General features: G+C 58.6%; 10 protein-coding genes. 8 read left to right on the top strand and 2 right to left on the bottom strand.

The window, feature by feature from the left end:
- Positions 1–20: 20 nt before the first annotated feature.
- The 5 genes from BXY66_RS05230 to acs all read left to right on the top strand — a co-directional run bounded on the left by BXY66_RS05230 (position 21) and on the right by acs (position 5,820).
- Positions 21–1,043: a branched-chain amino acid ABC transporter permease gene (locus tag BXY66_RS05230; protein WP_132859106.1), complete on the top strand. Its 1,023-nt coding sequence runs from the start codon at positions 21–23 to the stop codon at positions 1,041–1,043.
- Positions 1,044–1,046: 3 nt separating this feature from the next.
- On the top strand, positions 1,047–2,243 hold the full coding sequence (locus BXY66_RS05225) for a branched-chain amino acid ABC transporter permease (RefSeq protein ID WP_132859105.1): 1,197 nt from the start codon (positions 1,047–1,049) through the stop codon (positions 2,241–2,243).
- A gap of 12 nt (positions 2,244–2,255) precedes the next feature.
- Positions 2,256–3,011 carry an ABC transporter ATP-binding protein gene (locus BXY66_RS05220; protein ID WP_132859104.1) on the top strand — a complete coding sequence of 252 codons (756 nt, stop codon included), beginning with the start codon at positions 2,256–2,258 and terminating at the stop codon, positions 3,009–3,011.
- Between the two features lie 13 nt (positions 3,012–3,024).
- Complete coding sequence (locus BXY66_RS05215) at positions 3,025–3,780, top strand: ABC transporter ATP-binding protein (RefSeq protein WP_132859103.1); 756 nt, start codon at positions 3,025–3,027, stop codon at positions 3,778–3,780.
- Positions 3,781–3,873: 93 nt separating this feature from the next.
- Complete coding sequence (acs, locus tag BXY66_RS05210) at positions 3,874–5,820, top strand: acetate--CoA ligase (protein WP_132859102.1); 1,947 nt, start codon at positions 3,874–3,876, stop codon at positions 5,818–5,820.
- 76 nt (positions 5,821–5,896) lie between these two features.
- Here the strand turns inward: acs and BXY66_RS05205 are convergent, their stop codons facing one another.
- Positions 5,897–7,045, bottom strand: coding sequence for an MFS transporter (locus tag BXY66_RS05205; RefSeq protein ID WP_207911289.1), 1,149 nt, complete (start codon positions 7,043–7,045; stop codon positions 5,897–5,899).
- A 97-nt stretch (positions 7,046–7,142) separates the two neighbouring features.
- On the opposite strand from BXY66_RS05205, the gene BXY66_RS05200 reads away from it, so the two are divergent.
- Both BXY66_RS05200 and BXY66_RS05195 read left to right on the top strand, forming a co-directional pair.
- Positions 7,143–7,613, top strand: coding sequence for an Lrp/AsnC family transcriptional regulator (locus tag BXY66_RS05200; protein ID WP_165929106.1), 471 nt, complete (start codon positions 7,143–7,145; stop codon positions 7,611–7,613).
- 55 nt (positions 7,614–7,668) lie between these two features.
- Positions 7,669–8,592, top strand: coding sequence for a DMT family transporter (locus tag BXY66_RS05195; protein WP_132859100.1), 924 nt, complete (start codon positions 7,669–7,671; stop codon positions 8,590–8,592).
- On the opposite strand, the gene BXY66_RS05190 is transcribed toward BXY66_RS05195, so the two are convergent.
- On the bottom strand, positions 8,549–9,229 hold the full coding sequence (locus tag BXY66_RS05190; protein ID WP_132859099.1) for a thiamine diphosphokinase: 681 nt from the start codon (positions 9,227–9,229) through the stop codon (positions 8,549–8,551). The genes BXY66_RS05195 and BXY66_RS05190 overlap by 44 nt on opposite strands.
- A gap of 141 nt (positions 9,230–9,370) precedes the next feature.
- On the opposite strand from BXY66_RS05190, the gene BXY66_RS05185 reads away from it, so the two are divergent.
- Positions 9,371–11,848 carry a hypothetical protein gene (locus tag BXY66_RS05185; protein ID WP_132859098.1) on the top strand — a complete coding sequence of 826 codons (2,478 nt, stop codon included), beginning with the start codon at positions 9,371–9,373 and terminating at the stop codon, positions 11,846–11,848.
- The last annotated feature ends 142 nt before the right edge of the window (positions 11,849–11,990 follow it).

Below are 11,990 nucleotides of genomic sequence, written 5' to 3'. Positions count from 1 at the left end.
TAACCAACAGGTCGAAGACAATGGACGCATTCATCCTGCAGATCCTGAACGGGCTCGATAAGGGCTCCGCCTATGCGCTGATCGCGCTGGGACTTACACTCATTTTCGGCACTTTGGGCGTCGTGAACTTTGCACATGGTGCGCTGTTCATGATCGGCGCCTTCTGTGCCGTGTCGCTCTCCAAACTAATGCAACTGAGCTACATAACCATCGACGAAACCCAAAAGGACTTCCTCGGCAATCCTCTGAAGGTGGAAACACCCTATGTCGAAAGCTGGTTCGGCCCCGAAATGGGCGCCGCCATCATCGACTGGTCAGTGCCGCTGGCGATCCTTCTGGCGATTCCGGTGATGATCCTCGTAGGCCTCATCATGGAGCGCGGCCTCATCAAGCACTTCTACAAGCGTGAGCACGCCGACCAGATCCTCGTGACCTTCGGCCTCGCCATCGTGCTGCAGGAAATCGTGAAATACTACTTCGGCGCCAACCCGATCCAGACCCCGCCGCCGGATGCCCTTCTGGGTGTGTCCAACCTCGGCGCATGGTTCGGCTTGGAGCTGCCTTACCCGAACTGGCGGATCGTATACTTCTGCTTTGCCGGTCTCGTGATCTTCGGTGTCTTTGCCTTCCTGCAATTCACCACCTTCGGCATGGTTGTTCGCGCCGGTATGGCAGATCGGGAAACCGTCGGCTTGCTGGGCATCGACATCGACCGGCGTTTCACCATCATGTTCGCAATCGCCGCCTGTGTGGCGGGCCTTGCGGGCGTAATGTACGCACCGATCAACCCACCAAACTACCACATGGGCATGGACTTCCTTGTTCTCAGCTTCGTGGTCGTTGTGGTCGGCGGCATGGGCAGCCTTCCTGGCGCAGTACTGGCTGGCTTTTTGCTCGGTATTCTGGAGAGCTTCGCGTCTACGACCTGGGCGACCACCACGCTCCCCGGCATCAACCAGATCATCATCTACCTTGTCGCGATCATCGTGCTCTTGACCCGTCCGCGTGGTCTGATGGGCCGCAAAGGCGTGATGGAGGAATAAAACATGCTTGGACTCAATAAAAACGACCTCACGCTTCTCGTGGTTGTCGCGGTGCTGACACTCTTCGCACCCTTCATCCTGAACCCCTTCCCGACGGACAGCGCGATGGCGCAGTTCAACGCGGGTTATCCGGACCTGATGCAACGCTTCATCATCTTTGGCATCTTTGCCATCGGGTTCAACATCCTCTTCGGCCTCACAGGTTATCTCAGCTTCGGCCACGCGGCCTTCCTGGGTGTTGGTTCCTACGCCGCGGTCTGGATGTTCAAACTGCTCAGCTACAATGTGGTGCCGGCCATCGGTCTGGCAATCATTATGGCAGGACTGTTCTCGGTGCTGATCGGCTATGTGTCATTGCGCCGCTCGGGGATCTACTTCTCGATCCTGACGCTTGCATTCGCGCAGATGTCCTTCGCCTTGGCGTACTCGGTTCTCTCGAACCCGAAGTTTAACCTCACCAACGGTGAAACCGGCCTGCAGGTCTATCCGAGTGATCCACAGATCTTCCACGGCGAGGGCATGCAGGACTTTCCCCATTTCTTTGGGATTTACATGAACAGCACGCACACTATGAACGTCGGCGCCTGGAGCTTCGACTTCAACGCAGGCTACTATCTCTGTGCGATCATCATGATCGCGGTGTTCTACCTGTCGGTCCGTATCTTCCGGTCGCCGTTTGGCATGATGCTGCGCGCTATCAAGTCCAACCAGACCCGTATGTCCTATACAGGCCTGAACCCGCGTCCGCACACTCTGGCAGCTTTTGTCATTTCCGGCATGTATGCCGGTCTCGCGGGCGGCCTGATGGCAGCAATGGACCCCCTCGCTGGCGCCGAGCGCATGCAGTGGACCGCATCCGGTGAAGTTGTTCTTATGACCATCCTCGGCGGCACCGGCACCCTGATTGGTCCGGTTCTGGGCGCGGGCTTCATCAAGTACTTCGAGAACATCTTCTCCAAGATCAATGACAACATCCTGCACCAGTGGTTCGCGTTCCTGCCCGACGGCCTTGAGGATTTCGTGGTCTTCATCATCCACCCCTTCATCGGCAAAGGCTGGCACCTGACTCTGGGCATTATGTTCATGCTTGTGGTGATCTTCTTGCCCGGTGGTCTTGTCGAAGGCGGACAGCGTCTTGGCAAATGGATCAAGTCCCGCGGTAAATCCAAAGCCGCAGCAACCACCGAACCCGCAGAATAAGGAGACCGACAGATGGGAATTCTCGAAGTCAAAGACGTAGGTAAGCGGTTCGGCGGCCTTCAGGCGCTGGGTGACGTGAACCTCTCCGTAAAGGAAAACAGCGTACACGCGATCATCGGCCCCAACGGGGCCGGGAAATCCACCCTCCTGAACTGCCTTGTGGGCAAGTTGATCCCTGACACCGGCTCAGTCATGTTTGACGGCCAGTCTGTGCTCGGCCGCAGCCCTCACGAAATCAATCAGATGGGTATTTCCCGCGTGTTCCAGACACCGGAAATCTTTGGCGAGCTGACCGTCATGGAAAACATGATGATCCCCTGCTTCGCCAAACGAGACGGCGCCTTTCGCATGCATGCCATCAAGAACATGATGTCCGAGCGCGACGTCGTGGAGCACGCCGAAAAGGTGCTGGAGGACATGAACATGGCCGACAAGCGCAATATGCACGCCGACGCCATGTCACGCGGAGACAAGCGCCGCCTCGAAATCGGCATGTGCCTGGCACAGGAACCGCGCCTTCTTTTGCTTGACGAACCAACAGCAGGCATGGCGCGGGCCGACACCAACAACACCATCGACCTGCTCAAGCAGATCAGCGATGAACGCGACATCACAATCGCGATTATCGAACATGACATGCACGTTGTGTTCTCTCTTGCGCAGCGCATCACCGTGTTGGCGCAAGGCACTCCGCTGGTCGAAGATGATCCGGAAAACATCAAGGGCCACCCGAAGGTACGTGAAGCGTATCTCGGCGAAGCCGCGTAAGGGAACAGGACACATGAACGTCAAACCCGACTTCTCAAAAGGCCACAATCTGGCCGAAACAGCCCCTGCTTTCCTCTCTGTCTGGAACATGGAGAGCTATTACGGCGAAAGCTACATCGTTCAGAACATCAGCTTCAATGTGCACGAAGGTGAAATTCTCGCCCTTCTGGGCCGCAATGGCGCCGGCAAGACCTCAACCCTGCGCTCGATTGCCCGCATGGACAATCCTCAGGTGACTCACGGCGAGATCTGGCTCGACCACCAGCCCCTTCACCTGATGAAAAGCCATGAGGCGGCACAGGCCGGCATTGGCCTCGTTCCGGAAGATCGCCGCATCATTCCCGGCCTGACGGTTGAGGAAAACCTCGACCTAGCCCAGATCGCCCCGCCCATCGGCTGGTCCAAAGAGCGCCTCTATGAGCTCTTCCCCCGCCTCGGCGAGCGTCGCAAACAAGAAGGCGTGACTCTCTCCGGCGGCGAACAACAAATGCTTTCGATTGCACGCGCCCTTAGCCGCGACATCAAAGTGCTCTTGCTCGACGAACCCTATGAAGGGCTGGCGCCTGTGATCGTGGACGAGATCGAAAAAACTCTCCGCATCATCAAGGAACAAGGCATCACCACAGTGATCGTCGAACAAAACGCGGTGCGTGCACTGGAACTGGCCGACCGGTCGGTGATCCTCGATACCGGGTCTGTGGTTTTTGACGGCGCCGCGGACGAAGTTCTTCAGAACGAAGAGCTGCGGGCCGAATACCTCGCGATCTGATCGCAGAAACTTGCCGGCTGCGCCCAAGGTCTGATTGACAGTTGGGCGCAGCCGCCTACGCTCGCCTCAAACAGGACTACACGAGGTACGACTATGTCTGACAAAACCTATGCCCCGTCCGCGGAAATGACCGCCAACGCGCACATTAACCCCGACAATTACGCATCCATGTACGCGTCGTCTATTAGTGACCCAGATGGTTTCTGGCGCGAGCATGGTCAGCGTGTTGATTGGATCAAGCCTTTCACGACGGTGAAGAACACGTCGTTTGCGCCGGGCAATGTGGACATCAAGTGGTTCGAAGACGGCACCCTGAACGTGTCGGCCAACTGTATCGACCGCCACCTCGCCGAGCGCGGCGGGCAGACCGCGATCATCTGGGAGCCCGACAGCCCGGACGAACCCGCGCAGCACATCACCTATGCCGAACTGCACCGCCGCGTCTGCCGCTTTGCCAACGTGCTCGAGGAGCTTGGCGTACGCAAGGGCGACCGCGTGGTGATCTATCTGCCGATGATCCCCGAGGCGGCCTATGCCATGCTCGCCTGCGCCCGCATCGGCGCCATCCATTCCATTGTCTTTGCCGGCTTCAGCCCCGACGCGCTGGCCGCCCGCATCAACGGCTGCGATGCAAAGGTGGTGATCACCGCCGACACCGCCCCCCGTGGCGGGCGCAAGACCGCGCTCAAGTCCAACGCCGATGCCGCGCTGCTGCACACCAAGGACACGGTCAAATGCCTCGTGGTCAAGCGCACCGGCGACCAGACCACCTGGATCAACGGCCGCGACTTTGACTACAACGAAATGGTGCTGGAGGCGGACGACTACTGCAAACCCGCAGAGATGAACGCCGAAGACCCGCTCTTCATTCTCTACACGTCCGGTTCCACCGGTCAGCCCAAGGGCGTGGTGCACACCACCGGCGGCTACATCGTCTATGCCTCGATGACCCATGAGTACACCTTCGACTACAAGGACGGCGACATCTTCTGGTGCACGGCGGATGTGGGCTGGGTCACCGGCCACAGCTACATTGTCTATGGGCCCCTGGCCAATGGCGCGACCACGCTGATGTTTGAGGGTGTGCCGACCTATCCGGACGCATCGCGCTTCTGGCAGGTCTGCGAGAAGCACAAGGTCAACCAGTTCTACACCGCCCCCACCGCGCTGCGGGCCCTGATGGGTCAGGGCAACGAATATGTCGAGAAATGCGACCTCAGCAGCCTGCGCATCCTTGGCACCGTGGGCGAACCGATCAACCCGGAGGCCTGGACCTGGTACAATGACGTGGTCGGCGGCGGCCGCTGCCCGATCGTGGACACCTGGTGGCAGACCGAGACCGGCGGTCACATGATGACCCCCCTGCCCGGCGCCCATGCGACCAAGCCCGGCGCGGCGATGAAACCGTTCTTCGGCGTGCATCCGGTGGTGCTGGACCCGCAGTCCGGCGAAGAGATCACCGGCAATGATGTCGAGGGCGTGCTGGCGATCAAGGACAGCTGGCCGAGCCAGATGCGCACCGTCTGGGGCGATCACGAGCGCTTCGAGAAGACCTACTTCGCCGACTACAAGAACTACTACTTCGCCGGCGACGGCTGCCGCCGCGACGCGGATGGCGACTACTGGATCACCGGTCGCGTCGACGACGTGATCAACGTGTCGGGCCACCGCATGGGCACCGCCGAGGTCGAAAGCGCGCTGGTGGCGCATGCTGCCGTGGCCGAGGCCGCCGTGGTGGGCTACCCGCATGACATCAAGGGTCAGGGCATCTACTGCTACGTGACGCTGATGAACGATCAGGAACCCAGCGACGAGCTCAAAAAAGAACTCCGCACCTGGGTCCGCACCGAGATCGGACCGATCGCAAGTCCCGACCTCATCCAGTGGGCCCCGGGCCTGCCGAAAACACGCTCCGGCAAAATCATGCGACGCATCCTCAGAAAAATCGCCGAAAACGACTACGGCGCACTCGGGGATACCTCCACACTGGCAGAGCCTCAGGTTGTGGACGATCTGATCGAAAACCGGATGAACCGCTGAATTTCCCCCGGTTCGGGCTTCCCAATTGGCCCGAACCCACTCCCTGTCGGGCCGGCGACTTCGCTGGCCCGTTTTTTTATTCAGCAGGCCGCAACACCGGGCGCCGCAATCGCCAAACCGCGCCTGCAACAGCCGGTAGGACACAGGCCGCAGACAATAGCGCGATGCCCTGAAACCCGATGACGCTGTATGCCTCTTTGAACAGTGCTGTGCCGGCAAACATCGCAACATAGGTTGTGGTGCTATAGAGCCCCAGAATGGCGCTACGCTGGCTGACAGACAAAGCACTCAACTGCCCGACCATGATGTTCAAACCCAGATGATTGATGCCCCCCCAAAGAAGGCAAACAACCAGAACGGCTGTGCCACTTTGCCCAAGCGCCGACATCAGAACATAAACCAGCGTCAAGGCACCGAATACCACCGGCGCCGCCCGCACAGCACCAAAACGGTCTATCAGTTTGTCCAGCGGCGCGACCACGCCAAACCCGATCCCGTAGGCCAAAGACGCTACTCCCGCCACCGCCGTGCCGTAGCCCAGGGTGGCGGTCATATGTGTACCAAGAAAGGCATAGGTGCCGTAAAAAGCGGCCATGAATGCCGCGACGGCCACCAAGACCGGTTTCACTCCGGCCACACGAAACGCGCTGAGCGGAGACGTGGATACGTCCGCCACGGCCTTCCGGGGGACGTCTAGCCGCGCGACCAACAACCAAAGCAAGACACTTGCCAAAGCCATAACCGCAAAGACAGCCCGCCAATGCAAAACATCTGCGAGTACAGCAGACAGTGACACGCCCGCGACAAGGCTCAAAGTCCAGCCTGTGAGCACTTTGCCAAGCGTCGCGCTCTCCTGCCCTTTTGGCGACACATCCGCGGCCAACCCATAAATCGCGGGCAAAGCCAAACCTGCACCGATGCCCGTAATGCCCTGTGCGACAATCAAGATGGTCAGCGAGGGCGCGGAAGCACTGAGCAAAAGCGCAGCTGCGAGAATACTTAGCGCCCAAAGCAATGCGCGTTTCAACCCGATGCGATCAGCCTGTGGTGCAAGAAACAACGCACTTAGCGCGGTTCCGGCACCATAGACAGCCGAAGCAAGCATCACATCAGCGGCATCCCGCCCTGCAAAAGCGGTCGCCACCTCGGTTGCAATAGGGCTCAGAACCAACGAGTTCGCGCCGACCACACCAATGGCGCACATCAATATCCAAACAGCTTTCATTGATTCCTCCAAACTTGAGAAATCAGTAGTTTCATTCGCGATTTAATTGTACATAATTCTGAGGTTTCTTGAAAAAATCGAATGAGATTCAGACAGCATGAAAGACAAACAAGGTTTGGACGGCATTGACCGAAAATTATTAGGCCTTCTGACTGAGGATGCGGAGCAAAGCTACGCCACCCTTGGTGACAAAGTCGGCCTGTCACCTCCCGCGGTTCATGAACGTGTGAAACGTTACAAGGCCAACGGTCGAATTTCGGGGGTCTCCGCGCATCTGGATCCGGCAATGACCGGCAAAGACTTTCTTGCCTTCATTCATGTGGACACATCAGGCTGGGGCAAAAGTGATGGCATAATGAATCTGGCGAACCTGCCCGAGGTAGAAGAAATCCACTCGGTGACAGGCGACACATGCATGTTGCTCAAGGTGCGTATGGAAAACCCCAAGGCCATGGAATCCCTTCTTGAGCGCATCTACAAATTGCCGGAGGTCACGGCGACAAAAACCTATGTCGCGCTGTCCACATATTTGGAACGTCCGGTCCAGGCTGGGATCTCGGTATTCTGACGCCAAGGGCATTTCGCCAATTGCCTTCTTCGTCTGGCACGCCTAGCGTGCAAAAATGAACGGTCATTCAGATACCCGGGACCACCCATTGCTCGGCATCATGCTGATGCTGGGATTTTGCGTTATGGCTCCAGTCGGCGACGCCCTCGCCAAACTCCTGTCCACACAAATGCCGATGGCACAGCTGGTTTTTGTACGGTTCTCCGTTCAGGCGGCCATCCTGATACCGATCGTCATCCTGACGCGGCGCCACTGGCGCATGTCAACGCGGGTATTCCAACTGGTCATCTGGCGCACCTTGCTGCACATCGCCGGCATCGCGTGCATGTTCACTTCCCTGCGTTATCTACCTCTGGCCGATGCAGTCGCCATCGCCTTCGTAATGCCTTTCATCATGCTGCTCCTGGGCAAATATGTATTGCACGAAGAAGTCGGCCTCCGCCGCCTTCTTGCATGTGTGGTCGGGTTTGTTGGCACCCTGATGGTGATCCAGCCCAGCTTCGCCAAAGTCGGCGCTCCTGCCCTACTTCCACTCGCAGTGGCGTTCATTTTTGCCTTCTTCATGCTGATCACTCGCAAAATCGCAAAGGATGTGGATCCGATTTCAATGCAGGCTGTGTCCGGCGTCATCGCGACCGTTTTGCTTTTGCCGGTGCTTTACTTCGGGGCATCGAGCGGGGTCGCTGACCTGGAAGTTATTGTGCCTCAGGGCGACATCATCTGGCTTTTGGTCGCAGTGGGGATTGCAGGTACGGTTGGACATCTCTTTATGACGTGGTCACTGAGATATGCGCCTGCGGCTACGCTGGCCCCTATGCAATACATCGAGATACCGATTGCAGCGCTGGTCGGCTGGATTGTGTTTGCAGACTTACCCAACGGACTGGCCGCGCTTGGCATCTGCGTCACCATGGGGGCGGGTCTTTATATTGTTTTCAGGGAACGGGCCAGCTTGCGCCAGAGTCAGTCAGCGCCCTGACCGCTTCCTGCAAACAGGACCGCGGTAGTATAACAAGCATGCCTGGCGCGCCTACCTCGAGATGCACCGGTCCTTTCGCCGCATTGGATGTCCCCACTCTCCCATTTGGCGCAAGGCTCAGCCCCTCCAAAGGCCACTCAAGCCCCTCCGAACGCCCCGTAAGGTGTGTCATGGGAAACAAGGACACCCGCGTTCCCGCAGCCAAATCGAGCGTTAACTTTGGAGGCGCGGTAAAGACGACGTCTTCGCCTCCCAACAAGACACATTGCCGGTGAGACAATCGCACGAGCGTATTGAAAGCCGCCAGGTGATGGTCAACGCGAGCGCCACCGAACCCGATTCCCACCACCAGCGGAGCCTCGATTGAGCGCAGCGCCTTGTCGAAATCGGTGGTCTCTTGCTCCGCAATCCGGTGCATCCTGTTTGCAGGAATTTCCGACAGAACCCGCGCAGGAATCGAGTCGAAATCTCCGATAACAGCCTCCACAGCCAGCTCGAAATCGAGGCAATGGGCTGCGCCCCCATCTGCCGCAACGACTCGGGGTGCAACCTGAGTCGCCTCGATTACGTCTGCATTCGTTAACGAACCCGCCCCTACGAGTGTGATTAGTTCCAGACTTTCAACAATCGCGGTCATGAACGCCTTTTTCGCCTCAACTTGTTGGCCAAGTCACAATTTGGCCCCAAAATGATACCCTGCGTTGCACAGAATCGGTCACGTTTCGACTTTCCTGCCGTGGTAAAGAGAAAGTCGAGCAGTGCAAAGGACCCGAATTCAATGGTTACGAATAACAAAGTGCTTACGGTTTCCTACGGGACTTTCTCGTGTACCCTTGAGGGGTTCGAGGATTCATTCGATACGATGAAGGCGATTGCGGAGTACTTCCGCGATCTGGCCGCTGATGATCGCTACTTCGGAGCCGAGCCTCCGACCCCTGATGCCGAAATGCTCGCTCGCATTGCCGAGCGCGAAATCGAACGCCGCGTGAGTGCGCGCATGGATCAAGGCGCCATCGTGCTCAGCGCTGCCGATCGTGTTGCCCCCGAACCTGTGGCTAACGACACAGCCGAAGACACTGCTCCCGAAGTCGAAGAAGTTTCCCTCGCTGAGGCTCATGACACGGCGCACGATGAAGCAGCGCAAGACATTGCTCCCGAAGCACCTGTTGTGGTGGATCAGGAAACAGCTGAAGCGGTTGTCGTTTCAGAAAATGATGAAGCCGCTGAAGAAGCATCTACGCAAGACGATGCAGCCGGCGCGGATGTTGCGGATGTCGCCGTAGCAAGCGCTGCTGCTGCGACCGTAGAGGCCATTTCGGAAAGCGATGAAGATGCTGCAGAAGAGACCGTCGAAGCGCCTGCCGAAATGGAAGTCACAGACATTGTAGAGTCTGACAAGGCTGGCGATGGGGAAGAAGCTCCGGTTCACGAAATGGCGGAAACCGACGAAGCGCCCTCTTCCGAAGCGGATGATGCCGACGGCGTCGATCTTGGCGCAGTCGCAGAGGCCGCTTCCGAAGACGAACAGGAAGAAGAAACCGTCGACTATGTTGCGGCAGAAGAATCCTTTGACGCCGAAATCGAAGAGGCCGAAGCCGATGACGTTTTCGACTCTCTGGCAGCGGCTGACGTACTTGTTCTGCAAGACAGCATTCAAGCTGCCATTGCCGAAGACACACCTTCGGTTGCCGAGGACAACTCCGACGACGTTCAAGATATTGACGTGCCGGACGTCGAAATCCTCGACCCGGTTGCAGAAGCTGACGATGTATCGGACGACTGGGACGAGGAAGAGCCCGCCTCCGACTATGAGCAAAACTCCATCGCGGCCAAACTCGAGCGCATCCGCGCAGTAGTTGCCCGCGGCAACAGCACCGCCGACGAAGACGGGTTCTCCGAAGACGAGCACGCACGTGACCTGGAGGTCGCCGAGGACGCGCCGGCCGCCACTGTGTACGATGCCGAAGACGACGACATCTCCGATATCTTCGCTCCGAAAATCCAGCCAGTGTCCGACATACTCGACGCCGCTGAGGAAGCAGACGAAGCGGACGCTGAAAATGACGTCGTCGAAGCTTCGGCTGAAGAAACTGCAAAACCGGCGCTACGCGCCCGTGTCGTGCGCATGAAAAAAGCGGACTTCGAAGAGGCTGTTGCCTCCGGTTTGCTCGAAGCCGAAGCCGTGGACGATGAAGAAGACGACTATGCCGACGACGACGAGGACATTTTTGCCGAGGACGCCGCTCCGGCTCATGCCGTAGCTGACAGCGCCCTTACGCCCGAGGATGAAGCCGACCTGATGGCAGAATTGGCCCAGGTCGAAGCGGAACTCAAAGGCGACGTCACGGCGCAACCGGAAGCGGGTCTGACAGACACCGCGCCGGAAGAACTGACCGCTTCCATCGAGCAGGAAGACGACTACGCCGAGGACGCCGCGCTTGAGGAGACCGAGGAAACGTCCGAAGCCCCTGTGGAGGAACCTCAGTCGTCCAAGCCGGTCGAGTCGACACATGCCGAACCTGACCTGTCGCGTCTGATGGCAAAAGCCAACAGCGAATTGGAAGAACCCGAAGGCTCACGCCGTCGCCGTGCCATCGCGCATCTGCGTGCCGCTGTCGCCGCCACCCGCGCCGAAAAAGCCGCAGGAAACGGTACAGCAGACAAAGATGACACCGTTGCCTATCGCGACGACCTAGCAAGTGTTGTCCGCGCTGTACCCGGCGGCAAGGACGGCAGTACTGCCGAAAAATCCAAGCCCCGCGGCTCCGCGGCTCCGCTTAAGCTGGTGGCCGAGCAGCGCATCGACGCGCCGCAGGATGCCCCCGCCAAGGCGCCTGCAGCTGCGGCAGAAGAAGAAACCAAGGCCCCACGGCGCGTTCCTGTTCGCCCGCGCCGGGTGTCATCCGACCGGATAGACCGCGAAGAAATCGCGCGGTCTGCTGCTCCGGTCGGCTCCGTTGCCTCGGTGCAGGGCGGCTTTGCCGACTACGCCAAATCTGTCGGCGCTGCCACTATGCCGCAGATTCTCGAAGCAGCGGCGGCATACGTGACCTTTGTCAAAGGTCAGGAGCGGTTCTCGCGTCCAATGCTGATCCGCATGGCGCGCGACATAAACGAAGAGGAATTCTCCCGCGAGGAAAGCCTACGCAGCTTTGGCCAACTCCTGCGCGATCAGAAGATCCGCAAAATCGCTGGCGGTCGCTTCACGGCCGACGAAAGCATCAATTTCAAACCGGCTGATCGCGCCGCAGGTTGAACCGCCCAAAACCACTCGCAAAAAGCCCGGCGATCGCGCCGGGCTTTTTTTGTTTTACAGAACTATCCCAAAGTCGCATGCTTGTCGTATCAGCAATGTCCGCGGTGGGGCTTCTGCCGCGTCTTGGCATGTCGCCGGTACA

It is taken from the genome of Shimia isoporae (assembly GCF_004346865.1).
In the GTDB taxonomy this organism is placed as follows: domain Bacteria; phylum Pseudomonadota; class Alphaproteobacteria; order Rhodobacterales; family Rhodobacteraceae; genus Shimia; species Shimia isoporae.
This window is presented reverse-complemented; position numbering and strand designations above follow the sequence as displayed.